Below are 24,513 nucleotides of genomic sequence, written 5' to 3'. Positions count from 1 at the left end.
GCAACCATAATGCATGTGAACATTAAAAATATTTGAGCTATGAGAGAAGGAAATATCGTTCTGAATTGATATCGGATGCTTGCCCGATGAACGCCAGTCTCGACACCAAGAGGCGTTACAGGACCATCTGGATTTCCGACATTCATCTGGGCACTCGCGGCTGCAAGGCCGACGACCTGCTGGATTTCCTCAAAAGCACCGAGTGCGAGACCCTGTATCTGGTCGGCGACATCATCGACGGCTGGCGGCTCCGGCGTTCGTGGTACTGGCCGCAAAGCCACAACGACGTGGTCCAGAAGCTGCTGCGCAAGGCGCGCAAGGGCACCCGGGTGGTGTTCGTGCCCGGCAACCACGATGAATTCGCCCGCGACTATCACGGCCTGCTGTTCGGCGACATCGCCGTCGCCACCACCATCCTGCACGAGACCGCCGATGGCCGGCGGCTGCTGGTGCTGCACGGCGACGCCTTCGACGGGGTGGTGAAGCACGCCCGCTGGCTGGCCCATCTGGGCGATAGCGCCTACACCATGGCACTGGCCTTGAACCACTGGCTGAACGTGGCGCGGCGCGCGCTGGGCTTTCCCTACTGGTCGCTGTCGGCCTACCTGAAGCACAAGGTCAAGAACGCGGTGCAGTACATCGCCAGCTTCGAGGACGCCATGGCCGAGGAAGCGCGGCGCCATGGCGCCGACGGGGTGGTGTGCGGCCACATCCACCACGCCGAGAAGCGCGAGGTGAACGGCATTCTCTACTGCAACGACGGCGACTGGGTCGAAAGCTGCACCGCCCTGGCGGAAGGCTTCGACGGCGCCCTGGAAATCATCCGCTGGCTGGAGGCCGAGGGAAACACATGCGCATACTCGTCGTCACGGATGCCTGGCTCCCTCAGGTCAACGGCGTCGTCCGAACCCTCGACACCCTAAGGCGCGAGTTGGAGCGGGGCGGCCACGAGGTGGTGATGGTCACCCCCGACAAATTCCGCACCCTTGCCTGCCCCACCTATCCCGAGATCCGTCTGGCCATCAGGCCCGGAGCCAAGCTGGGAAAGATGATCGAGGCGGCGCAGCCCTGCGCCATCCACGTGGCCACCGAGGGCCCGCTGGGCTGGGCGGCCAGGCGCTGGTGCCGCAGGAAGGGCGTTCCCTTCACCACCGCCTACCACACCAAATTCCCGGAATACATCAAGGCCCGCTTCGGCGTGCCGCTGCCGCTGTCCTATGCGGTGATGCGCCGCTTCCACGATTCCTCGTCGCGGGTCATGGTGGCGACCCAGGGCATCGAGAACGAACTGGCGGCACGCGGCTTCAGGAATATCGGCCGCTGGTCCCGGGGCGTGGATACCGAGATGTTCCGACCCCGCCCTGAAGTCCGGGGCGAGGACGGCCCCTTCGCCCATCTGGCCCGGCCCATCTTCCTGTATGTGGGGCGGGTGGCGGTGGAAAAGAACATCGAGGCCTTCCTGAAGCTCGATCTGCCCGGCTCCAAGGTGGTGGTGGGCGACGGGCCGCAATGGGACGAGATGAAGCGCCGCTTCCCCGACGTTCATTTCGCCGGAGCCCGGATGGCTGAGGACCTGGCGCAACACTATGCCGCCGCCGACGTCTTCGTCTTTCCAAGCCGCACCGACACCTTCGGGCTGGTGCTGCTGGAGGCTCTGGCGTCGGGCCTGCCGGTGGCGGCCTATCCGGTGCCCGGCCCCAACGACGTGATCGGCGATTCACCCGCCGGCGTGCTGGACGAGAATCTGGAGAAGGCGGCGAGAAAGGCCATGTCCGTCGATCCCGCCCTGTGCCGCGCCCACGCCCTGACCTTCTCGTGGGAGGCCTGCACCCGGCAGTTCCTCGACAATCTGCGGCCCTTCGAGACGGGGGTGTGGCGGGCGGCGGCGGAATAGCGCCCCTTGACCCAATGGGCCGCTTCGGCGTTTGATGCCGGGTCCTTGAAGCCTGCACGGATCGCCCCATCGTGGAACGACTGACCGGCGGTATCCGCCCCTATCTCCTGCTGTCGCTGCTGTCCGTGTTCCTCTATCTGCCGGGTCTGGTGGCGCTGCCGCCCATGGACCGCGACGAATCCCGCTTCATCCAGGCCACCCGCCAGATGCTGGAGACCGGCGATTACGTCCGCATCCAGTTCCAGCAGGAGATGCGCGCCAAGAAGCCGGTGGGGGCCTATTGGCTGCAGGCCGCCTCGGTCAGCCTGTTCTCGGACAAGGCCAGCACGTCGGTATGGCCCTATCGCCTGCCGTCCGCCCTGTCCGCCTGGGCGGCGGTGCTGATGACCTTCGCCTTCGGGCAATACCTGTTCGGCCGCCAGGTGGCGCTGCTGGGCGCCGCCCTGCTGGCCTCGTCGCTGATTCTGGTGTCCGAGGCCCATCAGGCCAAGACCGACGCCATCATGCTGGCCTGTGCCGTGGCGGCGCAAGGAGCGCTGGCCCGCATCTATCTCGGCGCCAGGGGACAGGCGGCGACGGCCGGACCCTTGGTGGCGCTGGTGTTCTGGGTGGCCATCGGCGCCTCGATCCTGGTCAAGGGGCCGGTGATTCCGGCCATCTCCATCCTGACCATCCTGGCGCTCGGCTTCGCCGACAGGCAATGGGCGTGGCTGGTGGGTCTGCGGCCCTTTACGGGCCTGATCGTCGCGGCCTCCATCGCCGCCCCCTGGTTCGTGGCCATCTCCAACGCCACCGGCGGGGCCTTCGTCGGCGAGGCGGTCAAGGGTGATCTGCTGCCCAAGCTGCTGGGCGCCCAGGAAAGCCACGGCGGCTGGCCCGGCACCTATCTCGCCCTGGCGGCGGTGATCCTGTGGCCGGGTTCGCTGTTGCTGTGGCCCTCGCTTACCGCGGCATGGAAGGTGCGGCTGCGCCCCGAGATCCGCTTCTGCCTGGCCTGGATCATTCCCGCCTGGGTGATGTTCGAGATCGTGCCCACCAAGCTGCCCCATTACGTGCTGCCCACCTTCCCCGCTTTGGCGCTGCTGATGGCCGTCGCCGTGGTGGGCCGCGCCCCCGATTTGCTGTCGAAGCCGGCCAAAGTCTGGTACGGGCTGTGGTGCCTGATCGGTCTGGTGCTGGCGGCGGCCGTGGTCATCGCGCCGCACCAGTTCGCGCCGGCCTTGCCGGTGATGAGCATTCCGTCCGCCCTGCTGGTGGCCGGCACCGCCCTGGCGGCCGGCTGGCTGGCGTTCAGGGAGCGCATGCGCCCGGCGGTGATGGCCCTGGTGCTGACGGCGGTGACCAGCTTCCAGGTGGTGTTCGAAGGCGTGCTGCCCGGCCTCGATTATCTGTTCGTCAGCCGTCAGGCCGCCGCGCTGGTGGCCGAGCGCCCCCATCGCGGCGCGGTGGTGGTGGCCGGCTATGCCGAGCCCAGCCTGGTGTTCTATCTCGGCACCGACACGGTGCTGACCAGCGGCGAGAATGCCGCCCGGCACCTGACCAACGGCCCGGCGGCGCTGACCCTGGTGGCCGACCGCGAGGAGGAGACGTTCTTCGCCGCCGCCGCCCGCATCGGCGTCAAGCCGGTGGTGGTGGGCGTGGTCAAGGGCTTCAACTATTCGCGCGGCAGGAAGGTGACGCTCACCGCCTATGCCGTGGAGGGTAAGGCACCATGAGACTGCTCGACCTCGCCGTCCGCTGGTGGGAGAAAGGCGGCGACCGCATCGCCCTGGTCTGGGAGGAACTGGCCGGTTTCCGCTCGTTCACCGCCGGGCAATGGGCGCGTACGGCCCGCCGCCCCCGGACCTGGGGCACCATCTACTGCGCCCTGGTGGTGGTGATCGGCTATTTTCTCCTCGACCGGCCGCTGGCCCGCTTCCTCAAGGCCCACGTCTCCGGCGAGTTCGAGGGCTTCTGGAAGACCATCACCCATCTGGGCCTGGGCGGCGTGTGGCTGATTCCCTCCGGCATCCTGACACTGGGCCTGATCCTGTCCATGCTGGCGGCGCCCAGCGGCGAAAAGCGCGAGCGCCTGCGCCGCGCCGCCTGGATTCCGGGCTTCCTGTTCCTGTCCATGGCGGCGTCGGGCATCGCCGGCAACATCATCAAGATGCTGGTGGGGCGCACCCGCCCGGCCATGCTGTTCGACGCCAACGTCTACGACTTCGTGCCGCTGACCCGGGGATACCTCACCAATTCCTTCCCGTCGGGCCATTCCCAGGCCATTTTCGCCGCCATGACGGCGCTGGCCCTGATCTTTCCCCGCTACGACCTGGCCTTCCTCACCGTGGCGCTGCTGGTGGCCATGAGCCGGGTGCTGACCACGGTGCATTTCCTGTCCGACGTGGTGGCCGGCGCCTGGCTGGGCGTCATGATCACCCTGGCGCTCCATTCCCTGCTGACCCGGCGCGGCATGGACGTGCGGGTGCGGTTCGAACGGGACAGGACCCTTCTTCCGGATCAGTCCTCGAAGGGCAGCCCCACGTAGTTTTCCGCGATGGTGGTGCGCCCGGCCAGGGAGTGGACGACGTAGTCCAGCTCGGCCTCCAGCGCCCGCTGCTCGAAGGGCGGCGTGTCGGGGAATGTGTGCAAAAGGTTGGTCATCCACCACGAGAAGCGCTCGGCCTTCCACACCCGGCGCAGGCAGCGTTCGGAATAGCGGTCGATGCCCTCGGATGAGCCGCCGTAATACTCGATCAGGGCGTGGCCCAGATAGCGCACGTCCGAAGCGGCGAGATTAAGCCCCTTGGCCCCCGTGGGCGGCACGATGTGGGCGGCGTCGCCGGCCAGGAACATGCGGCCGAAGCGCATGGGCTCGGCCACGAAACTCCTGAGCGGGGCGATGCTCTTTTCCAGCGACGGGCCGGTGACCAGCCGGCCGCGGGCCTCGTCGTCGAGGCGCGAGCGCAGCTCGTCCCAGAACCGCTCGTCGGACCAGTCCTCCACCTTCTCGCTGAGCGGCACCTGGACGTAATAGCGCGAGCGGGTCTTCGAGCGCATGGAGCACAACGCGAAGCCCCTGTCGCTCTTGGCGTAGATCAGTTCGTCGCACACCGGCGGCGTGTCCGACAGCAGGCCCAGCCAGCCGAAGGGATAGACCCGCTCGAAATTGCGGATGGAGCCCTTAGGCACGCTGGCCCGGCACACGCCGTGGAAGCCGTCGCAGCCGGCGATGAAGTCGCAGGTGATCTCGTGGCGCACCCCGTCCTTGAGGTAGCTGACGCGGGGATGGTCGCCGTCGAAATCATGGACCGCCACCTCCTTGGCCTCGTAGACGGTTTTCAGGCCGGCGGCCGCCCTTGCGTCCATCAGGTCGCGGGTCAGCTCGGTCTGGCCATAGACCATCACCTCCTTGCCGCCGGTGAGGCCGTGCAGGTCGATGCGGTGGCGTTGGCCCGCGATCAGCAGCTCGATGCCGTGGTGGGGCAGGCCCTGGGCGTGCATGCGCGCGCCCACCCCCGCCTCGTCCAGGAGATCGACGCAGACCTGTTCCAGCACCCCGGCCCGGATGCGGCCCAGCACGTAATCGCCGGTATGGGCCTCGAGAATGATGGCGTCGATACCGGCCTTGGCCAGCAGCTGGCCGAGGATGAGACCGGACGGGCCGGCCCCGATGATGGCGACTTGGACTCTCATGTTCGCTCCTCCCGTTGACCTGTCATCCTGAGCGCAGCGAAGGATCTTTCTTTCAGCCTGACGCGACAACCGTTCCCGCCTGAAAGACCCTTCGGCTCCGCCTCAGGGTGACAATCCGTCCCTACGCCGTCTCCATGGCCAGCAGGCCGGCGGCGGTGTTGGAGATAGGGATGTGGTAGTTGGTGTGGATGGTCCTGACCTTGTCGCCCAGCGCGCCGCGGCAGGTGACCCAGTTGAGCAGCTCGACGCCCTGGGTGCCGGTCAGCTCGACGATGTCGGTGACGGAATACCGGCTGATCCAGTCGGGATCGGTGACCAGCTTGTCCATGAATTCCAGGTCGAACGCCTTGTTGATGAAGCCGGCCCGCTTGCCGTCCAGCTGGTGCGACAATCCGCCGGTGCCCAGCACCACCACGCGGGCGTCGGACTCCCACGCCTCGATGGCCTTGCCGATGGCGCGGCCGAAGGCCAGGCAGCGCTTGGGGCTGGGCAGCGGGAACTGCACGGTGTTCTGGCAGATGGGCACGGTGCGGATGGTCTTCGGCCCACGCCCCGGCCACAGCATCTCGATGGGCAGGGTGAAGGCGTGATCCACCAGCATTTCCTGGCAGGTGGTGAGGTCGAATTCCGCCTCGATCAGGCTGTCCACCAGATGCCACGAGAGGTCCACGTCGCCGGCGAAGGGGGCCACGGTGGGAATGCCCCAGCCCTCGTCGGCGTTGTTGTATTCAGGCGCCGCGCCGATGGCGAAGGTGGGCATCTTGTCGAGGAAGAAGTTCAGGCCGTGGTCGTTGTAGACCACCACCGCCACGTCCGGCTTGACCGTATCGAGCCAGGCCTGGACCGGCGGGAAGCCATCGAAGAAGGGCTTCCAATAGGGCTCCTGCTGCAAATTGCCCGCGATGGCGCGGCCCAGATAGGGCACATGGGTGACGTTGATGCCGCCGACGATCTTGGCCATTGCTAATCCCTCCCCGCGGCGACCAGCTTCGCCTGGAACTCTTCCTTGGTCATGCCGGTCTGCTGCGCGCCGACGTCCTGCATGTCCAGCTTGTAGATGCCGCCCAGCTTGGCGATGAAATAGGCGTTGCCCCCCGCCGCCAGCATGTCGAGCACCTGCAGGCTGAGAACCGCCTTCTTCTGCTCGTCGTTCAGGCTGAACTTGTCGCAATAGGCGGCGGGGTCTTTCAGGAATTCCTGGCGGTTGCGTTCGGAATTGAAGGAAAAGCACATCTTGTTCAGCGCATAGCCTTTGCGGGCCATGTCGCCGTCGAAGATGGTCGTTCCGGGGATCACCCGTTTGGTCTTGGCGCTCATTGTCGTTGGTTCCCTCTCTAGAACTCTTCGGTGTCGATATCGGCCTGGGTTACCGCGTTGTAGCGGGTCCCGGTTACCGTGTTCTGGTTGATGAGCCGGTCCAGCCGGGCGATGACGTCCGGGGGCAGGTGGATGCCGTCGGCGCCCAGATCCTCGTCGAGATGGGCGGCGGACTTGGTGCCGAACAGGGCGACGACGTGCTCGCCCCGGGCCAGGACCCAGGCCAGGGCCAACTGGGCGGGGGTGCAGCCCACTTCCGCCGCGATGGCCTTGTAGCCGTCCAGCAGACGCAGATTGGCGGCGTAGGGTTCCGGGTCGAAGCGCGGCATCTGGCGGCGGATGTCCTTGGTCTCCAACTGCGTCGCCGGATCGGTCAGCTTGCCCGTGAGGAAGGCCCGCGCCAGCGGGCTGAAGGCGACGAAACCGATGCCCAGCGCGCGGCAGGTCTCCAGAACGGCGATCTCGGGATTGCGGGTCCACAGCGAATATTCGCTCTGCACGGCGGCGATGGGATGGATTGCGTGGGCGCGGCGGAGGGTGGCGGCAGAGACCTCGGACAGGCCGAGCGCGCGGACCTTGCCCTGCCGCACCAGCTCGGCCATGGCCCCGACGCTGTCCTCGATGGCCACCTTGGGGTCCAGGCGGTGCAGGTAATAGAGGTCGATGATTTCGGTCCCCAGGCGCTTCAGGCTTTCCTCGCAGGTGCGGCGGATGGCGGCCGGGCTGCCGTCGATAACGCGCTTGCCGTCCACGCCGAACATGCCGCACTTGCTGGCCAGCGTGATGCGGTGACGATGGGGCGCCAGCACCGGTCCCACCAGGCTTTCGTTGGCACCGAAGCCGTAGAGCGCCGCCGTGTCGAAGAAATCCACGCCGGAATCGAGCGCCCGATGCAGCAGCGCCACCGCATCCTCCTTGGCGGGCGGCGTGCCGTAGGCATGGCTGAGATTCATGCAGCCAAGGGCCAGGGCGGAAACGGTGAAGGGGCCGACGCGGCGCTGTTCCATGATGGGCCTACTTCAGCTGCTGCTCGAGGGCGTGGAGCGTGCGGTAGCAGGGCAAAACCCCCGCCACGCTGGCGTTGGGCTCGCGCCCCTCGCGGATGGCGGCCAGGAATTCGCGGTCCTGCAGCTCGATGCCGTTCATGGAGACGTCCACCTTGGTGACGTCGATGGCCTTGTCCTTGCCGTCCACCAGATCGTCGTAGCGCGCGATATAGGTGCCCGTGTCGCCGATGTAGCGGAAGAAGGTGCCCAGCGGCCCGTCGTTGTTGAACGACAGCGACAGGGTGCAGATGGCCCCGGTACTGCTCTTCAACTGGATGGACATGTCCATGGCGATGCCCAGTTGCGGGTGGATGGGGCCCTGGACGGCATTGGCGGCGACGATCTCGCCCCCGGTCTGGTAGGCGAACAAATCCACGGTGTGGGCGGCGTGGTGCCACAGCAGGTGGTCGGTCCAGCACCGGGGCTGGCCGAGCGCGTTGATGTTGGTGCGGCGGAAGAAGTAGGTCTGCACGTCCATCTGCTGGATGGCGAACTCGCCCGCCTTGATCTTGTTGTGGACCCACTGGTGGCTGGGATTGAAGCGCCGCGTGTGGCCGCACATGGCCACCTTTCCGGTCTTCTTCTGCAGCGCCACCACCGCTTCGGCGTCGGCCAGGTTGTCGGCCAGGGGGATCTCCACCATCACATGCTTGCCGGCCTTGAGGCAGGACATGGCCTGGGAGGCATGCAGTTGGGTGGGCGTGGTCAGGATCACCGCGTCCACCTCGGGCAAAGCCAGGGATTGGGCCAGATCGTGGGCCACATGGGTGATGCCGTATTTGGCGGCGATCTCCTCGGGCTTATCTTCGGCCCGGCTGACCAGCGAGACGACATTGGCGCCGTCGATGACCTTCAGCGCATCCAGATGCTTGATGCCGAAGGCGCCGGCACCGACCAAGGCGATGTTGACGGGCTTGCTCATGGGTTCTCCAGGATCAGATGGCCGACGGCGGTGTTGCTGGCCGGCACGTGGTAGAAACGGTGGACGAGCTTCGGCGTGGCACCCTCGGCCATGGCGCCGCGCGCGATCAGCCACATGACCAGTTCGATGCCCTCGGAGCCTGCTTCGCGCACATAATCCATGTGCGGCACCTGGGCCTGGGCTTCGGGGTCGGCGATCAGGCGGTCGAGGAAGGCGTTGTCGAACTCCTTGTTGATCAGGCCGGCGCGGGGGCCCTGCAACTGGTGGCTCATGCCGCCGGTGCCCCAGACCTGCACGTTCAAGGGCCGGTCGAAGCTTTCGATGGCCTTGCGGATGGCGCGGCCCAAGGCGAGGCAGCGCCGCCCCGACGGCACCGGGTACTGCACCACGTTGACGGCGACGGGGATGACGGGACAGGGCCAGGCTTCGGGTTGGCCGAACATCAGCGACAGCGGCACGGTCAGGCCGTGGTCCACGTCCATGCGATTGACGATGGTGAGGTCGAAATCGTCCTGGATCACCGACTGGGCGATGTGGGCGGCCAGCTCGGGATGGCCCTTCACCACCGGCACCGGCCGCTTGCCCCAACCCTCGTCGGCGGGCTGGAAATGGTCAGCGCAGCCGATGGCGAAGGTGGGGATCATCTCCAGGCTGAAGGCGGTGGCGTGGTCGTTGTAGACCAGGACGATGACGTCGGGCGTGTTGTCGGCCATCCATCGCTTGGAGGGCTCATAGCCGGCGAACAGGGGCTGCCAGTAGGGCTCGCCCGCCTTGCCCTGGTCCAGCGCCGCGCCGATGGCTGGCACGTGCGAGGTGTAGACGCTGGCGGTGACCCGGGCCTTGCCCGGCTGCGGGGCGGCGATCTCCACGCCGGCCGAGCGGTTGCCCTCGATGGAGCGCCCGCCGGCCAGCATCATGGCGCGGTATTCCTCCTCGCTCATGCCGGTCATGGAACCGGCCATCTGCTGGAACGATTTGCCGTCGGTGGCGCCGATCTTGGCCAGGAAGTAGATGTTGCCGCCCAAGGCGATGCAGCGGTTCAGGTCGCGGGCCAGTACCGCCTGCTTCTGCTCCTCGTCCATGGGCCATTCGTCGAGATAGGCGCGCTCGTCCGCCAGAAAGCGGGCGCGGTTCTCAGGCCTCATCAGCGACATGCAGAACTGATTGAGGTGATAGCCCCGGCGCGACTGGTCGGCGTCGAAGATGGTGGTGCCGGGAATGTCGAGATAGGGCTTGTCGAGCGCCATGATCACTCCTCCGGCCAGTACAGGCGCATGGGATTGTCCACCAGCAGCTTCCTCTGAAGCTCGGGCGTGGGCGCCATATGGGGGATGAAGTCCACCAGCAGCCCGTCGTCGGGCATGTGGTCCTTGAGGTTCGGGTGCGGCCAGTCAGTGCCCCACAGCACCCGGTCGGGGAACTCCTCCACCACTGTACGGGCGAAGGGCACCACGTCGCGGTAGGCGACGCGCTCGCCGTTTAAAGCGCGCGGGCCCGTCACCGACAGGCGCTCGGGGCAGCTGACCTTGCTCCACACATTGGCATGCTCGCGCATGAACTTCAGGAACAGCGCGAATTCCGGCCCGTCCACCGGCTTGGTCACGTCGGGGCGGCCCATGTGGTCAACCACCACGGTGGTTGGGAGAGCCGTGAAGAAGTCCATGAGCTCGGGCAGGTCCACCGCCTCGAAATAGATCACCACGTGCCAGCCCAGCGGCGCGATGCGCGACGCGATCTCCATCAACTCGTCCCTGGGCGTGAAGTCCACCAGCCGACGCACGAAGTTGAAGCGCACGCCCCGCACCCCGGCTTCGTGCATCTCGGCCAGTTCGGCATCGGTGACCGAGCGCTTCACCGTGGCGATTCCCCGCGCCTTGCCCTGGGACGCTTTGAGCGCATCGACCATGGCGCGGTTGTCGGCGCCGTGGCAGGTGGCCTGGACCACCACGTTGCGGGCGAAGCCCAGGTGGTCGCGCAGGGCGAACAGCTGGTCCTTGGAGGCGTCGCAGGGGGTGTACTTGCGCTCGGGCGCGAAGGGAAACAGGTGGCCGGGGCCGAAGACGTGGCAATGGGCGTCCACCGCGCCGGGGGGCACCTGGAAGGCGGGCTTGGACGGACCGGCATACCAGTCGAGCCAGCCGGGAGTCTTTTCGAAGGTCATGGCTTGTCCTTCTGCAATGCAAGGATGCGGTCGGCTTCCATGCGCCAGTCGCCCGACTTGGCGAAACCGGCGGCGGATTTGGGCCCGAACTCCCCCTCATCGGCCAGATCGGCCACCCAGGCCTGGCGCTCGGCGGTGCCGGCGGCGGAAAAGGGGTCGAGCCCGGCTTCGCGCACCGTCTTGGCCACTTCGCGCACTTCCTCGGCGCGGCGGCGTCCGTGCCGGATCACCCGCTGGAAGAAATAGGCGCCCAGCTTTTCCCACTCCATGCCGGGGAAGGTTTCCTCCAGCGAAGCGATCACCGCGTCCTCGACGCCATAGGCCCTGGCGGCGGTGAAGCTTTCGATCACCATGGCCTCCAGGCCCTTGATCATCACGCTGCGGCACATCTTGGTGGCGGACGCCACGCCCAACCGGTCCGACGCCACCTTGGGCACGAAGCCCAGGCCGTTCAGCAGCGGCTCCAGCCCGCCCGCCTCGGGACCACCCAGCAGCAGCGGCACCTTGATGCGATAAGGCGGCACCGAGGTCATCACCGCGCCCTCGACGAAGCGGCCGCCAGCAGCAGTGACCAGCCCCGCCGCCTCGATCTTGGCCTTGGGCGAGGCCGAGTTGAAATCCAGGAACCACGTCTGGGCCCGCAGCCCCGGCGCGCAGGCCGCCGCCACCGGCACCGCCTGGGACGCGGTCACCGCCGAGATCACCAGGGTGACAGATGCCGCTAGCACGGCGTGATCCTTCACCAGCACCACCCCGAAGCGGGCGGCGTGCTCGCGCAATTCGTCCTCGGCCGGCGTGCCCAGCTTGATGTCGCAGGCCAGCACCCGTACGCCCTGGGCCCGCAGGTCCTCGGCGAGGATACGACCCACCTCGCCATAGCCGATCAGGCCGATGGAGAGATCAGTCGACATATTTGAGGCCCGCCTTTTCCAGGGCCTCGCGCATCTTGTACATGTCGAGGCCCAGCTCGCCGGCGGCGAGGCGGGCGCGCTTGGCCGCCTCGTTGTCCTCGCGGGCCTGGGCCGCGTCGGCGGCGGCTTGCGCGATGGCGGCCGGGACCACCACCACGCCGTCGTCGTCGGCGACGACCACGTCGCCGGGATTGACGCTTGCCCCGGCGCAGATGACGGGGATGTTCACCGATCCCAGCGTCGCCTTGATGGTGCCCTTGGCGCTGATGGCCTTGGAGAAGACGGGGAAGTTCATGGCCGTCAGGTCCTTCACGTCGCGCACGCCGGCGTCGATCACCAGACCGACGGCGCCGCGCGCCCGGAACGAAGTGGCCAGCAAATCGCCGAAGAAGCCGTCGGTGCAATCGGCGGTGATGGCGGCGACCACCACGTCGCCGGGCTGAATCTGTTCGGCCACCACATGCATCATCCAGTTGTCGCCGGGATGCAGCAGCACGGTCACCGCCGTGCCGCACAAATGCGCGCCGGTGTAGATGGGGCGCATGGAGGGCTTCATCAGCCCGACCCGGCCCATGGCCTCGTGGATGGTGGCGACGCCGAACTTGGCGAGCTTGTCCACGGCGGCCTTGTCGGCGCGGACGATGTTGCGCTTCACGATGCCCAGATTATTCATCGACATGATCTAAAGCCCCTTCGCCTTCAACGCCGCATCCAGGCGGGGATAGACGCGCCGCGCGTTGCCCTCGTAGACCTTGAAGCGGTCTTCCGCCGACAGGTTCAGCGTCGCCTCGATGTAGCGCTTGGTGTCGTCGTAATAATGCCCGGTTTCGGGATCGATGCCCCTGACCGCGCCGATCATTTCCGAGGCGAACAGGATGTTGTCCACCGGGATCACCTTGGTCAGCAGGTCGATGCCCGGCTGGTGGTAGACGCAGGTGTCGAAGAAGATGTTGTTCAAGAGATGGTCGCGCAACAGGGGCTTCTTCAGCTCCTGGGCCAGACCCCGAAAGCGGCCCCAGTGATAGGGCACCGCCCCGCCGCCGTGGGGAATGATGAACTTGAGGTCCGGGAAGTCCTTGAACAGGTCCGAGGTCAGGCACTGCATGAACGCCGTGGTGTCGGCGTTGAGGTAATGGGCCCCCGTGGTGTGGAAGCAGGCATTGCACGAGGTGGACACGTGGATCATGGCGGGCAGGCCGTATTCCACCATGGCCTCGTAGATGGGGTACCAGTGCCGGTCCGAAAGCGGCGGCGAGGTCCAGTGCCCGCCGGACGGATCGGGATTGAGGTTGATGGCGACGAAGCCGTATTCCTTCACGCACTTCTCAATCTCGGGGACGCAGGTCTTGGGGTCGATTCCGGGGCTTTGCGGCAACATGGCCGCGCCGATGAAATTGTCGGGAAACAGCCTGGCCACGCGGGCGCACAGCTCGTTGCAGATGGCGGCCCAGGTGGAGCTGGTCTGGAAGTCGCCGATATGGTGCGCCATGAAGCTGGCCCTGGGCGAGAAGATGGTGAGGTCGGAGCCCCGCTCCCTCATCTTGGCCAGCTGGTTGGTCTCGATGGTTTCGCGCAAATCGTCGTCGCTGATGTTCAACTCCGCGACCTTGGGGGCCTGGCTGGGATCCTTGAGGCCGGCGATCTGGCGGTTGCGCCACTCCTCCAGCGCCTTGGGCGCGGTGGTGTAATGGCCGTGAATGTCGATGATCATGCGGGTTTTCCTTCCCAGACGGAGGCGGGGATCATCACCTCGCCCTTCATGAGCAGACGCGCGGTGCGCAAAAGCGCGGCGCGGACGACCTTCTGCGGGTCTTGCGGATCGAGCTCCAGCTCGACGCTGAACTCGCCGGTGGGGTGCTCGACGGCGATGGTCTTCACCGCGCCCGCCGGCACCTGGGCCAACCCATCGGCGACGCTGCCCTTCAGCACGCAGGCGGTGGCCACCGTCACGGCGGCCAGCACGCCGATGGCGTCATGACAGACATGGGGAATGAAGCAGCGGGTTCCCACCGCGCCGCCCTGGGCCGGGGGCGCGATCAGGCACATCTTGGGGTAATTCTTCTCGGCCACGTTGCCCAGGCCCATCAGGTGCCCGGCCATCAGGCGCAGCGCCTCGATGCGGGTCTTCAGCTCGGTGTCGGCATTGAGCGCCTCGACGCTTTCCAAGCCCGTGCGACCCATGTCGGCGGCCCGGAACAGCACCATGGGCATGCCGTTGTCGATGCAGGTGACCTCCAGCCCGTCGATCATGTCCTTGACCCGGCCGGTGGGCAGCAGGCCGGAACAGACGGAGCCGGCGGTGTCGAGGAAGTTGATGGCGATGGGCGCCGACGTGCCGGGCACTCCGTCGATGCGGGCGCACCCCTCGTACTCCACCCGGCCGCCGGGAGTCTGGACGGTGATGTCGCAGGCCATGCCGGTGTTGAGCGTCAGCACGCGCAGCGTGGTGGTCTCGCCCTGGGGCGCCACCAGCCCACGTTCCAGGGCGAAGGGCACCACGGCGGCCAGCATGTTGCCGCAATTGGGGGTGGTGTCGACCGTCTCCTTTTCGGGCTGCAACTGGGCGAACAGAAAGTCGAGGTCGATTCCCGGCGCAGTGCCGGGCCGCACGATGCCGACCTTGGAGGTCAGGGGATGGCCGCCGCCCAGCCCGTCGATCTGGCGCGCATGGGGCGAGCCCATCACCGCCAGCAACACCTTGTCCCTGAGCGCGATGTCCGCCGGCAGGTCGCTTTCGGCGAAGAACGGCCCGCGGGACGTGCCGCCGCGCATGAACAGGCAAGGAATCGAGGTCTGCATGGTGTCGGGCCTCCCAGCGTTCGACCCTGCCATGGTGACAAAACCGCGCCCGCCCACCAAGCCCCCCGGGGGCACTTTCAGCTATAGCAAGTTGCTATAACTGGAACGGTTTCAGCCAATTTCGGTTTTGACCAAATCGCGCAACAGCGCCATGGCGCGCCGTCCCAGCGGGGTGATGGGCTTGTGGGCCGAGACCGCCAGGAACAAGGTGCTGGCCACCGACGGGTCCACCAGACGGCGCAGGCTGAAATCGCCGGCGCGCCGCCACGATTCCAGCGCCGTCTCGGTCAGCACCGCATGGCCGTGGCCGGCGGCCACCAGATCGAGGATGGAGGGGATGGACGACACCTCCATCACCACTTTCAGCCGCACCCCGGCAAAGGCCGCCTGGGTCTCCAGCAGCTTGCGCATGGCATGGGAACGTTCGGGCAGGATCAGGGGATAGGCCCCCAGTTCGGCCCAGCGCAGCGTCGGAGGCCCCTCGCCGGCCGGGCCGACCAGCCCCAGGGGCTCGTCGAGCAGGCGCGACACCTCGATGGCCGGATTGGGCTCGGGATTGTGGACCAGGCCCAGATCGACCCGGCCGGTGGCGATCCATTCGGTGACGTGGGTGGACAGGCCCTCGACCACGGCGAGGCGGGCCTTGGGCAGGGTGGCGCGGAAGCCTTCCACCAGGGGCAGGATCAGACGGCGCCCGATGCTGGGCGGCAGGCCGACGACGATGCGCCCCGAAGGCTCGCCGCGCGCCGATTCCATATCCTCGGTGGCGCGCTCCACCGATTGCAGGATGCCCACCGCATGCTCGAACAGCCGCGACCCGGCCTCGGTCAAGGCCACGCCGCGCCCGGTGCGGATCAAGAGATTGGTGGCAAGGTCGGCTTCCAGCTGGCGCACCTGCCGCGACAAAGCGGGCTGGGCGATGTCCAAGACCATGGCCGCCTTGCTGAAACTGCCCAGCTCGGCGACGCGGACGAAATATTCCAGCTGCTTGAGGTTCAAGGGTTCGCCTTTTCGGACGCGGGGTCCAGGCATGATCTCACGGGCCGCCCCCCGGAGCAAATCCGGGGGCGCCGTCATGAAAGGACGCTAGGCCACCTTCTTGTCGCGCAGGAAGGTGGCGATCTTGCCGTCCTCGTGGCGGATATGGTCCTTCAGCCAGCCGGCGACGAACTGGAACAGCTTGCCGGTGGCACCGTCCTTGCCGGCCTCCACCTCGCGCTTCAGGCCCTCGAACTTGTCGAGGAATTCGCGGTGGCGGCGGCGATGCTCGTCCAGGCCCGGATAGGCGTTGCGGGTCATCACCTCTTCCTCGTCCCGGAAGTGGGGCTCGAAGGACTTGGCCACCTGGGCCAGGATGCCCTGGATGGCGGCGGCGCCGTTGCCGCTCATCATCTCGCCGTAGAAGCGGTTGATCTCGGCATACATGTCCTGGTGATGGCGGTCGATGGAGGCCACGCCGGTGTTGAGCGCGTTGTCCCATTCCAGGATCTTCATGTCGGCCTTGTCGGCGCGCACCTGATGCAGGAAGCGGGCGACCTCGGCACGCAGATACTCAGCCTGCTTGGACAGGTCGGTGGCCGATTCGCTGATCTGCTCGGCGGCGTGGCCGGTCTCGCGCGCGGCCTGTTCCACCGAGTTGATGTTGCTCGACACCTCGGCGGTGCCGGCGGCGGCCTGCTCCACGTTGCGGGCGATCTCGGCGGTGGCGGCGGTCTGTTCCTGCACGGCGGACGCCACCGAGGCACTGATCTCGCCCATTTCCGAGATGACCTTGGAGATGACGTCGATGGCCTTCACCGCATTGCCGGTGCCTTCCTGCACCGCCTTGATCTGGCTGGCGATCTCGTCGGTGGCCTTGGCGGTCTGGTTGGCGAGGTTCTTCACCTCGTTGGCCACCACGGCAAAGCCCTTGCCGGCGTCGCCGGCCCTGGCCGCCTCGATGGTGGCGTTGAGCGCCAGGAGGTTGGTTTGCGCGGCGATGTCGTTGATCAGCACCACCACCTCGCCGATGCGGCCGACATTCTCGGACAGGGCGCGCACCTGGTTGGTGGTGTTGTCGGCCTCCTGCTCGGCCCGGCTGGCGACGGCCTGGGACCGCTCCACCTGCTTGGCGATTTCCGAGATGGAGGCGGCCAGCTCCTCGGTGGCGGCGGCCACCGTCTCCACATTGGCCGAGGCCTGGGTCGCCGCCGAGGCGACGGTGGTGGCCTGGGCGCTGGTCTCGTGGGCGGTGCCGGCCATCTGGCTGGAGGCGCCCTGCAGCTCGGTGGCGGCCGAGGTCACCGTCTGCACCACCTTGCCGACGCTTTCCTCGAAGGTGTCGGCCATGTGATGCAGCGCCGCCTTGCGGTCGGCCTCGGCCTTGGCCTTGTTGGCCTCCTGCTCGGCCTGCAGCTTGTCCATCTTCAAGGTGTTTTCCTTGAAGATCTCCATGGCCTGGGCCATGGCGCCGATCTCGTCGGTGCGTTCGCGCGCCGGAATGTCCACGGTCTTGTTGCCCTTGGACAATTCGGTCATGGCCCCGGTCATGGCGGCCAGCGGCACCACGATGGAGCGGGCGATCAGCCAGGACAGCAGCACGGCCAGGCCGACGGCGATGGCCGATCCCGTCCAGGTGATGGTCGAGCTGCGCGACATGCCGGCCTCGGTGTCCTCCTTCTGGTGGTGCATGGCCTCGTCCTGGGACTTGACGGTCTGCTCCGCCAGCTCGGCATACTGGGCGGCGAGGGCGGCCATGTCCTTGAACACCAGCGTGTCGAGGGCATGGGTGGCGACCACCACCTGGGCGAAGGCGGCGCTGTAGGCCTTGGCGTTGGCCTCGGCCTCGGCGGCCAGACGCCTGCGCTCGGGGTTGCGCAGCCGCTTGGTCAGAGATTCCGCCTCCTTGACGAAGTCGGCCACCTCCTTTTCGGCCACCTTGACCAGGTCGTCGCTGGGATCGGCCAGATACTTGATGGCGTTGACCCGGGCCAGCATCAGGGATTCCTGCGCCACCCCGGCCAGGGCGGCGGCCTCGTAATCGCCGTCATCCATGGCGGTCTTGATGATATGGCTCAAGTCCTTGCGGGCCGCCACGCCGAGCACGTTCATGCGCCCCTCGACCAGCTCCAGCTTGGTCTTGCGCAGCTCCGCCACCTTGTCGAAACCGGCCATGTAGGCGGTGAACAGCTCCTGCATCTTGGTCAGGCTGGCCTTGCGGGTGGGATCCGCGGTGGCGGCGATGGCCTCGGGCAGGGTCTTGGCGATGAGCGGCTGGATCCTGCGGATCTGTTCCAGCGCCTTCGCATCGGCATTGTCGGCGAAGATGATGACGTTGCGGCGGATATTGGCGAAGTTGCCGTTGACGCTCAAGACCCGCTGGGCGTTGTCGGAAACACCGGCATATCTGTCGATCTGCGCTTTCGACGAGCCCAGGGTCGAAATGGAAAGCCCCGCCAGGGCAAGCAGAAGTACGACGATCAGGCCAAAACCCGCGTAGATTCGCCCGGAAACATTGAGACTAGCCATGATCGCACCCCCAAAAGAAGCGATGTCTCTGTCTAATTGCATATGCATTGATAGCAATCTATTTCTTTAGGATAGGCCTTGCGCCCGGACAAGGTAATCCGCAAATGTGCGCATTTTGGAATGAGTTCAAACAAATCTTCATAACATTTCCGCCATATGCCCCTTTAAGGCTCCCGCCCGCCCCTCCATGTGAGGAATCGCCCATATCCGCGGGAGGGAGCAATGCGGCGAATCTGTCAGCTGTCGATGATCCTGCTGCTGTGGGCGGGCGAGGCGAGCGCCCAATGCCGCCCGGCGCCCGGCGCCGACCTCAGGACCTGCGATTTTTCCGGCGCCATGCTGGAAAACGCCGATCTGCGCGGGGCAAGGCTGGACGGCGTCCGCTTCGCCAAGGCCAACCTGAAATGGGCCAATCTGGGCGGAGCCAGCCTCAAGGGCGCGGTGTTCGCCGGAGCCGACCTGTTCCACGCCACCTTCGACGGGGCGGAGATGGGCGGGGCCGACCTCACCGACACCTATCTGTTCGGAGCCAACCTGATCGGCACAAGGCTGGCGGGGGCCGACTTCAAGGGCGCCTATCTCAAGGACGTGCTGATGGAACGGGCCGATCTTTCGGGGGCCAGGCTGTCGGGCGTCTACATGCTGCGCGGAGTGTTCGAGGAGGCAAAGCTGGTGGGCACCGACCTTTCGGGCGCCGACATGACCGGTGCGGCCGCCGAAGGGGCCGACTTCACCGACGCCAATCTTCGGGGCACGCGGCTGTCGGGGGCCTCGGCCCGCTTCGCCCGCTTCGTGCGGGCCGAGCTGGACGGGGCCGACTTCGCCAAGGCCGACCTGCTGCACACGGTATTCGACGGCGCGCGCAACGTGCCGCCCGGGGTGACCGAGACCCTGGCGATCCTGTTCGCCGCCGAGGAGAGGCGGTAAACGCTGTCATTCCGACGACCATCGGGAGGAGGAATCTCCGCCTGACATGGCGTGGCCACTTCGGCTGCGCCGTTCAAACGGAGATTCTTCGCTACGCTCAGAATGACATGAAGACTTCTACTCCGCCGCCGGCTTGGCGGCTTGCGCACCCGACGGTTCGGTGTGGTAGATCTCGGCGCCCTCGGCCACGAACTTCTCGCTCATCTCGGCCATGCCCTGTTCGGCGGCGAAGTCGCGCACCTCCTGGCTGATCTTCATGGAGCAGAATTTCGGGCCGCACATGGAGCAGAAATGAGCCAGCTTGGCACCTTCCGCCGGCAGGTGCTGGTCGTGGAAGGCCAGCGCCTTCTCCGGGTCCAGCGACAGGTTGAACTGGTCCTTCCAGCGGAACTCGAAACGGGCGCGGGACAGCGCGTTGTCGCGCACCTGGGCGCCGGGATGACCCTTGGCCAGGTCGGCGGCATGGGCGGCCAGCTTGTAGGTGACCACGCCTTCGCGCACATCCTGCTTGTCGGGCAGGCCCAGATGCTCCTTGGGCGTGACGTAGCAGAGCATGGCGGTGCCGAACCAGCCGATCATGGCCGCGCCGATGGCCGAGGTGATGTGGTCGTAGCCCGGCGCGATGTCGGTGACCAGCGGCCCGAGGGTGTAGAACGGCGCTTCGCCGCACAGCTCGATCTGCTTCTCCACGTTCTTCTTGATCTTGTGCATGGGCACGTGGCCGGGGCCTTCGATGATCACCTGGCAGTCGTGGGCCCAGGCCTTGTGGGTCAGCTCGCCCAGGGTCTCCAACTCGCCGAACTGGGCGGCGTCGTTGGCGTCGGCGATGGAGCCGGGCCGCAACCCGTCGCCCAGCGAGAAGCCCACGTCATAGGCCTTCAGCAGTTCGCAGATTTCCTCGAAGTTGGTGTAGAGGAAGTTCTCCTTGTGATGCGCCAGGCACCACTTGGCCATGATCGAGCCGCCGCGCGACACGATGCCGGTGGTCCGCTTCGCCGTCAGCGGGATGTAGCGCAGCAGCACGCCGGCATGGATGGTGAAATAGTCCACCCCCTGCTCGGCCTGCTCGATCAGGGTGTCGCGGAAGATCTCCCAGGTCAGTTCCTCGGCCTTGCCGTCCACCTTCTCCAGCGCCTGATAGATGGGCACGGTGCCGATGGGAACGGGGCTGTTGCGGATGATCCATTCGCGGGTGGCGTGAATGTGGCGGCCCGTCGACAGGTCCATGACGGTGTCGGCGCCCCAGCGGGTGGCCCACACCATCTTCTCCACCTCCTCCTCCACCGAGGAGGCCACGGCGGAATTGCCGATATTGGCGTTGATCTTGGTGAGGAAGTTGCGCCCGATGATCATGGGCTCGGCTTCCGGGTGATTGACGTTGGCCGGCAGCACGGCGCGGCCGCGCGCGATCTCGGCGCGCACGAATTCCGGCGTCACCTCGTCGGGGATGTCGGCGCCGAAATCCTCGCCATCGCGCACGATCTGGGCGTGAAGCTCGGCCCGCTTCATGTTCTCGCGGATGGCCACGTATTCCATCTCGGGCGTGATGATGCCGGCCCGGGCATAGGCCAGTTGGGTCGGCGCCTTGCCCGCCTTGGCACGAAGGGGGCGCAGGCCCAGCGCGGCGCGGTCGAACACCGGCACGCCGATGGTCTCACCGGGCTTCAGGCCGTCATCCTCGGGCTTGTGGGCGCGGCCCTCGTAATGCTCGACATCGCCGCGTTCCAGGATCCACTGCTCGCGCAGGCGCGGCACGCCCTTGGTGATGTCCACCGACAGGGCCGGATCGGTGTAGGGACCGGAACAGTCGTAGACCCGCACCGGCGGCTCGCCGCAGCCCGGCGTCTGGTCGATCTCGCGCATGGCCACCCGGATGTCGGGGCGCGACCCCTCGACGTAAATCTTGCGCGATCCCGGCAGCGGGCCGGTGGTGATCTTCAGGGCGGACTCGGACATCGGCGTGCTTCCTCGCTTGGGCGGCGGGCAGGGTCCGGGCGAAAGGCGGGCGGAAGCTTGGATAAGGTCCGATCCCTTCGCCGGAATGACCCGGATCAGGTTCCAAGGGTCGCCGGCGCATGGTCCGGCCTCTCAGCCCCCTAAAGGGCTCCCCTTCGGAAAGATGCAAAGATTGGGCTTGTCCCGCCCCGGAAGTCAAGCTTTGCAAGACCTTACTTTACCGCCGGGATTGGTTAATCCAGGGTCTGGCGATACTGCTTCATGGCCAGCGCGGCGCTGATCAGCACGAAGGCGATGATCGGCCACATCTCGGGCCAGATCTCGGCCACGCCGTTGCCCTTGAGCAGAATGCCGCGCACCACGCGCAGAAAATGGGTGAGCGGAAAGATCTCGCCGATCCACTGGGCCCAGACCGGCATGCCGCGGAACGGGAACATGAAACCCGACAGCAGGATGGAGGGCAGGAAGAAGAAGAAACTCATCTGCATGGCCTGCAACTGGTTGCGGGCCACGGTGGAAAAGGTGAAGCCCACCGTCAGGTTGGACGCGATGAACAGCAGCAGCGCCACCGAGAGCAGGGTCAGGCTGCCCATCAGCGGCACCCCGAACAGCCAGCGGCCCGAGGCGACGATCACCACCACCTGGACGTAGCCCACCCCGATATAGGGCAGGATCTTGCCCACCATCACCTCCAGGGGGCGCACCGGCATGGCCAGCAGGTTCTCCATGGTGCCGCGCTCGCGTTCGCGCGTCACCGCCAATGCCGTCATCATGACCATGGTCATGGTGAGGATCACCCCCATCAGACCGGGCACGATGTTGTACTGGGTGATGCCTTCGGGGTTGTAGCGCCGGTGGACGCGCAGGTCGACGGGATCGGGCGGGGTCTTGAGATGGGCCAGCGGCCCGGACAGTTCGGCGTCGAAGACGTTGCGCACCAGGGCGGCGGCGGCGGCCACCGCGTTGGAGGCCGAGGCCGGGTCGGTGGCGTCGGCTTCCAGCAGCAATGCGGGGCGCTCACCGCGCACCAGGGCGGCCTCGAACCCCGCCGGAATGGTCACCACGAACTGGGCGTCGCCGGTGGCCAGCCAGCGTTCGGCCTCGGCTTCCGAGCGGACCTCGCCCACCACCCGGAAATACGAGGAATTGCCCAACCCCGCCACCAGGGCACGGGCGAAGGGACCGGCCTCCTGCACGTTGACCAGGGTGGGCAGCGCCTTGGGATCGGAATTGATGGCGTAACCGAACAGCACCAGTTGCAGCAGCGGCACGGCGACCATCATGGCGAAGGTCAGGCGGTCGCGCCGCATCTGGATGACCTCCTTGATCATCACCGCCATCAGCCGCGACCAGGACAGAGCAGACGGCGTCATCCACGCCTCCGTGTCATTCCGAGGCGCAGCCGAGGAATCTCCGCCTGCTCCGATGGTGCCGGCCCGGAAAAGCCACGCCAGGACGAGATCCCTCGCCGAGGCTCGGGATGACAATGCCATCTCATCGGAAATTGTCCTCCGCCTGGCCCATCAGGTGGATGAACACATCCTCCAGGCTGGGCTCGGTGCGGCTCCACACCAGATTGGGCTGGTGGCGCCAGGGCGCGATGGCGGCTTCCAACTCCGCTGAATTGGTGCCGCTCACATGCAGCGCGTTGCCGAAGGGCGCCGCCATGGCGATGCCGGGCCGCCCCTCCATGGAAGACGCCAGCCGGTCGGCGCCGTCGCCTTCCACCAGCCAGGTCACCAGCCCCGAGCCCTTGATCACCTCGGCCACCGTGCCCCGCACCATCAGGCGTCCATAGGCCAGGTAGCTGATCTCGTGGCAGCGCTCGGCCTCGTCCATGTAATGGGTGCTGACCAGCACGGTCATGCCGTCGGCGGCCAGCCGGTGGATGTGGTCCCAGAAATCGCGCCGCGCCTTGGGATCGACGCCCGCGGTGGGCTCGTCGAGCAGCAGCAGCTCGGGCTCGTGCAGCACGCAGGCGGCCAGGGCCAGACGCTGTTTCCAGCCCCCCGACAGGGTTCCGGCCAGTTGGCGGCGGCGCTCGGCCAGCCCCAATCCCTCCAGCGCTTCGTCAACCCGCCGCTTACGGCGGTCGAGGCCGTAGACGCGGGCGACGAAATCCAGGTTCTCGGCGATGGTCAGGTCCTCGTAGAACGAGAACTTCTGGGTCATGTAGCCGACCCGGCGCTTGATCTCGTCCGACTGGCGCAGAATGTCGAGACCGAGGCAGGTGCCGCGTCCCGCATCGGGGGTCAGCAACCCGCACAGCATGCGGATGGTGGTGGTCTTGCCCGAGCCGTTGGGCCCCAGGAAGCCGAAGATGCGACCCTTTGGGACCAGAATGGAGAAGTCGCGGACCACGGCGCGGCCGGAAAAACGCTTTTCCAGTCCTTGGACGTCGATGGCCGCCGCCGCGCTCACTTTCCCGGCACCACGACATCCACCGGCTGGCCGGGATTGACGGCCAGCCCCGCGCCTCGGGCTTCGACGCGGAACACCAGCTTGTCCCGGCTTTCCACCGAATAGATGACCGGCGGCGTGTATTCCGCCTGGGCGGCGATGAAGCTCACCTTCGCCTCTCCGGCCGCGCAGCGGTCACAGCCATAGCCGATTGCGTCGCCCACCTTCAGCGCGCCGAGCCGGGGCTCAGGGAGAAAGAACACCAGCTTGACGTTGCCGGGCGGCAGCAGCGACACCACCGGCCCTCCTGCCGGCACGAATTCGCCGGGGCGGTAATAGACCTTCTCCACCAGTGCGTCGGTGGGGGCCGAGGGCGCGAGGTCGGCCAGACGCTTTTCCGCCTTGGCCAGTTCCAGGCGCTTCTGGCCCACCAGGGCGTCCTGGGCCGCGATCTCGTCGGGCCGGGCGCCCAGGAGCGCGGTGCGGTACTCGGCCTCCAGGCGCCTGACCTGGGCGCGGTCGCGCTCCAGCGCGGCGCGGGCCTCATCCAGCTTGGCCCGCGAGGCGAAATCGGCCCGCGCCAGGGCGTCCTGGCGCTTCAGCGTCACCTCGGACAGCCTGAGCGCCGCTTCGGCCTGGGCCTTCTGCTCGGCGATGGATTTCAGTTCGTCGGGCCGCTTGCCCTTATGCAGATCGGCCAGTTGCGCCTCGGCCCGCTCCAGATCGGCTTTGGCCTGATCGCGGGCGGCGCGCTCGATGACGGTATCCAGCGCGAACAGCGGCGCGCCTGACGCCACCCGATCGCCGTCCTTCACCATCACCTGGGCCAGGAGACCGGAGCCGGTGGGGCCGATGCGCACGTATTCCCCCTCGGCATAGCCCTGCAGGCGCAGGGGCTCGGCCAATGCGAGGGCGGGCAGCAGGCAGAGGAGGCAGGCGGCCAGGGGTTTCATCACGGACGGCACTACTTTTCTTCGTCATGCCCGGGCTTGACCCGG

Annotated in this window: 22 protein-coding genes and 1 riboswitch; of the genes, 5 read left to right on the top strand and 17 right to left on the bottom strand. The window is 66.8% G+C overall.

All coding sequences use genetic code 11. The features are described from left to right. Positions 1–86 precede the first annotated feature (86 nt). The 4 genes from WV31_RS13895 to WV31_RS13880 all read left to right on the top strand — a co-directional run bounded on the left by WV31_RS13895 (position 87) and on the right by WV31_RS13880 (position 4,421). Positions 87–923: a UDP-2,3-diacylglucosamine diphosphatase gene (locus WV31_RS13895; protein ID WP_085374132.1), complete on the top strand. Its 837-nt coding sequence runs from the start codon at positions 87–89 to the stop codon at positions 921–923. Then, positions 851–1,894 (top strand): glycosyltransferase family 4 protein, encoded by a 1,044-nt coding sequence (locus tag WV31_RS13890; RefSeq protein ID WP_085374131.1) that lies wholly within the window; start codon positions 851–853, stop codon positions 1,892–1,894. The genes WV31_RS13895 and WV31_RS13890 overlap by 73 nt, the downstream gene beginning before the upstream one ends. 71 nt (positions 1,895–1,965) lie before the next feature. Further along, a complete protein-coding gene (locus tag WV31_RS13885; RefSeq protein WP_085374130.1) occupies positions 1,966–3,609 on the top strand; it encodes an ArnT family glycosyltransferase in 1,644 nt (547 codons plus the stop codon). Further along, positions 3,606–4,421 carry a phosphatase PAP2 family protein gene (locus WV31_RS13880; RefSeq protein ID WP_085374129.1) on the top strand — a complete coding sequence of 272 codons (816 nt, stop codon included), beginning with the start codon at positions 3,606–3,608 and terminating at the stop codon, positions 4,419–4,421. Before WV31_RS13885 ends, WV31_RS13880 begins: the two co-directional genes overlap by 4 nt. Here the strand turns inward: WV31_RS13880 and pobA are convergent. The 13 genes from pobA to WV31_RS22675 all read right to left on the bottom strand — a co-directional run bounded on the left by pobA (position 4,394) and on the right by WV31_RS22675 (position 18,232). Next, positions 4,394–5,569, bottom strand: coding sequence for a 4-hydroxybenzoate 3-monooxygenase (gene pobA, locus WV31_RS13875; RefSeq protein ID WP_085374128.1), 1,176 nt, complete (start codon positions 5,567–5,569; stop codon positions 4,394–4,396). The genes WV31_RS13880 and pobA overlap by 28 nt on opposite strands. 121 nt (positions 5,570–5,690) lie before the next feature. Further along, entirely contained in the window at positions 5,691–6,530 is an 840-nt protein-coding gene (locus WV31_RS13870) for a class III extradiol dioxygenase family protein (protein WP_085374127.1), read from the bottom strand. 2 nt (positions 6,531–6,532) lie between these two features. Further along, positions 6,533–6,886, bottom strand: coding sequence for a protocatechuate 4,5-dioxygenase subunit alpha (locus WV31_RS13865; protein WP_085374126.1), 354 nt, complete (start codon positions 6,884–6,886; stop codon positions 6,533–6,535). Between the two features lie 17 nt (positions 6,887–6,903). Further along, a complete protein-coding gene (locus tag WV31_RS13860; protein ID WP_085374125.1) occupies positions 6,904–7,893 on the bottom strand; it encodes an aldo/keto reductase in 990 nt (329 codons plus the stop codon). 7 nt (positions 7,894–7,900) lie between these two features. Continuing rightward, the gene (locus tag WV31_RS13855) at positions 7,901–8,854 is read right to left on the bottom strand and encodes a Gfo/Idh/MocA family oxidoreductase (protein WP_085374124.1); all 954 of its coding nucleotides are present in this window, start codon (positions 8,852–8,854) and stop codon (positions 7,901–7,903) included. Further along, positions 8,851–10,101, bottom strand: coding sequence for a protocatechuate 4,5-dioxygenase subunit alpha (gene ligA / locus WV31_RS13850; RefSeq protein ID WP_085374123.1), 1,251 nt, complete (start codon positions 10,099–10,101; stop codon positions 8,851–8,853). The genes WV31_RS13855 and ligA overlap by 4 nt, the downstream gene beginning before the upstream one ends. A 2-nt stretch (positions 10,102–10,103) precedes the next feature. Continuing rightward, a complete protein-coding gene (locus WV31_RS13845; protein WP_085374122.1) occupies positions 10,104–11,015 on the bottom strand; it encodes an amidohydrolase family protein in 912 nt (303 codons plus the stop codon). Further along, entirely contained in the window at positions 11,012–11,926 is a 915-nt protein-coding gene (locus WV31_RS13840; protein ID WP_085374121.1) for a DUF1932 domain-containing protein, read from the bottom strand. The genes WV31_RS13845 and WV31_RS13840 overlap by 4 nt, the downstream gene beginning before the upstream one ends. Continuing rightward, positions 11,916–12,605, bottom strand: coding sequence for a 4-carboxy-4-hydroxy-2-oxoadipate aldolase/oxaloacetate decarboxylase (ligK, locus tag WV31_RS13835; protein ID WP_085374120.1), 690 nt, complete (start codon positions 12,603–12,605; stop codon positions 11,916–11,918). The genes WV31_RS13840 and ligK overlap by 11 nt, the downstream gene beginning before the upstream one ends. Positions 12,606–12,608: 3 nt before the next feature. Beyond that, entirely contained in the window at positions 12,609–13,637 is a 1,029-nt protein-coding gene (locus tag WV31_RS13830; protein ID WP_085374119.1) for an amidohydrolase family protein, read from the bottom strand. After that, a complete protein-coding gene (locus WV31_RS13825) occupies positions 13,634–14,725 on the bottom strand; it encodes a 4-oxalomesaconate tautomerase (RefSeq protein ID WP_085374118.1) in 1,092 nt (363 codons plus the stop codon). Before WV31_RS13825 ends, WV31_RS13830 begins: the two co-directional genes overlap by 4 nt. A 111-nt stretch (positions 14,726–14,836) precedes the next feature. Beyond that, positions 14,837–15,724: a LysR family transcriptional regulator gene (locus WV31_RS13820; RefSeq protein WP_085374117.1), complete on the bottom strand. Its 888-nt coding sequence runs from the start codon at positions 15,722–15,724 to the stop codon at positions 14,837–14,839. 87 nt (positions 15,725–15,811) lie between these two features. After that, positions 15,812–18,232, bottom strand: coding sequence for a bacteriohemerythrin (locus tag WV31_RS22675; RefSeq protein ID WP_085374116.1), 2,421 nt, complete (start codon positions 18,230–18,232; stop codon positions 15,812–15,814). 222 nt (positions 18,233–18,454) lie between these two features. On the opposite strand from WV31_RS22675, the gene WV31_RS13810 reads away from it, so the two are divergent. Beyond that, positions 18,455–19,159, top strand: a complete 705-nt coding sequence (locus WV31_RS13810) for a pentapeptide repeat-containing protein (protein WP_085374115.1) — start codon at positions 18,455–18,457, stop codon at positions 19,157–19,159. A gap of 117 nt (positions 19,160–19,276) precedes the next feature. On the opposite strand, the gene thiC is transcribed toward WV31_RS13810, so the two are convergent. From thiC to WV31_RS13790, 4 genes are all read right to left on the bottom strand, one after another. Beyond that, positions 19,277–21,115 carry a phosphomethylpyrimidine synthase ThiC gene (gene thiC / locus WV31_RS13805; protein ID WP_085374114.1) on the bottom strand — a complete coding sequence of 613 codons (1,839 nt, stop codon included), beginning with the start codon at positions 21,113–21,115 and terminating at the stop codon, positions 19,277–19,279. Positions 21,116–21,170: 55 nt separating this feature from the next. Beyond that, positions 21,171–21,280: riboswitch (TPP riboswitch) on the bottom strand. Between the two features lie 68 nt (positions 21,281–21,348). Then, positions 21,349–22,488, bottom strand: a complete 1,140-nt coding sequence (locus tag WV31_RS13800; RefSeq protein ID WP_085374113.1) for an ABC transporter permease — start codon at positions 22,486–22,488, stop codon at positions 21,349–21,351. 121 nt (positions 22,489–22,609) lie between these two features. Further along, the gene (locus tag WV31_RS13795; protein WP_085374112.1) at positions 22,610–23,536 is read right to left on the bottom strand and encodes an ABC transporter ATP-binding protein; all 927 of its coding nucleotides are present in this window, start codon (positions 23,534–23,536) and stop codon (positions 22,610–22,612) included. Then, entirely contained in the window at positions 23,533–24,468 is a 936-nt protein-coding gene (locus WV31_RS13790; RefSeq protein WP_085374111.1) for an HlyD family secretion protein, read from the bottom strand. The genes WV31_RS13795 and WV31_RS13790 overlap by 4 nt, the downstream gene beginning before the upstream one ends. Positions 24,469–24,513 lie beyond the last annotated feature (45 nt).

The sequence above is a fragment of the Magnetospirillum sp. ME-1 genome, assembly GCF_002105535.1.
Taxonomy (GTDB): Bacteria; Pseudomonadota; Alphaproteobacteria; order Rhodospirillales; family Magnetospirillaceae; genus Phaeospirillum.
This window is presented reverse-complemented; position numbering and strand designations above follow the sequence as displayed.

Coding starts and splice junctions, on each gene's coding strand:
- WV31_RS13895 (WP_085374132.1), top strand. CDS start 87: ATGAACGCCAGTCTCGACACCAAGAGGCGTTACAGGACCATCTGGATT.
- WV31_RS13890 (WP_085374131.1), top strand. CDS start 851: ATGCGCATACTCGTCGTCACGGATGCCTGGCTCCCTCAGGTCAACGGC.
- WV31_RS13880 (WP_085374129.1), top strand. CDS start 3,606: ATGAGACTGCTCGACCTCGCCGTCCGCTGGTGGGAGAAAGGCGGCGAC.
- pobA (WP_085374128.1), bottom strand. CDS start 5,569: ATGAGAGTCCAAGTCGCCATCATCGGGGCCGGCCCGTCCGGTCTCATC.
- WV31_RS13870 (WP_085374127.1), bottom strand. CDS start 6,530: ATGGCCAAGATCGTCGGCGGCATCAACGTCACCCATGTGCCCTATCTG.
- WV31_RS13865 (WP_085374126.1), bottom strand. CDS start 6,886: ATGAGCGCCAAGACCAAACGGGTGATCCCCGGAACGACCATCTTCGAC.
- WV31_RS13860 (WP_085374125.1), bottom strand. CDS start 7,893: ATGGAACAGCGCCGCGTCGGCCCCTTCACCGTTTCCGCCCTGGCCCTT.
- WV31_RS13855 (WP_085374124.1), bottom strand. CDS start 8,854: ATGAGCAAGCCCGTCAACATCGCCTTGGTCGGTGCCGGCGCCTTCGGC.
- ligA (WP_085374123.1), bottom strand. CDS start 10,101: ATGGCGCTCGACAAGCCCTATCTCGACATTCCCGGCACCACCATCTTC.
- WV31_RS13845 (WP_085374122.1), bottom strand. CDS start 11,015: ATGACCTTCGAAAAGACTCCCGGCTGGCTCGACTGGTATGCCGGTCCG.
- WV31_RS13840 (WP_085374121.1), bottom strand. CDS start 11,926: ATGTCGACTGATCTCTCCATCGGCCTGATCGGCTATGGCGAGGTGGGT.
- ligK (WP_085374120.1), bottom strand. CDS start 12,605: ATGTCGATGAATAATCTGGGCATCGTGAAGCGCAACATCGTCCGCGCC.
- WV31_RS13830 (WP_085374119.1), bottom strand. CDS start 13,637: ATGATCATCGACATTCACGGCCATTACACCACCGCGCCCAAGGCGCTG.
- WV31_RS13825 (WP_085374118.1), bottom strand. CDS start 14,725: ATGCAGACCTCGATTCCTTGCCTGTTCATGCGCGGCGGCACGTCCCGC.
- WV31_RS22675 (WP_085374116.1), bottom strand. CDS start 18,232: ATGGCTAGTCTCAATGTTTCCGGGCGAATCTACGCGGGTTTTGGCCTG.
- WV31_RS13810 (WP_085374115.1), top strand. CDS start 18,455: ATGCGGCGAATCTGTCAGCTGTCGATGATCCTGCTGCTGTGGGCGGGC.
- thiC (WP_085374114.1), bottom strand. CDS start 21,115: ATGTCCGAGTCCGCCCTGAAGATCACCACCGGCCCGCTGCCGGGATCG.
- WV31_RS13800 (WP_085374113.1), bottom strand. CDS start 22,488: ATGACGCCGTCTGCTCTGTCCTGGTCGCGGCTGATGGCGGTGATGATC.
- WV31_RS13790 (WP_085374111.1), bottom strand. CDS start 24,468: ATGAAACCCCTGGCCGCCTGCCTCCTCTGCCTGCTGCCCGCCCTCGCA.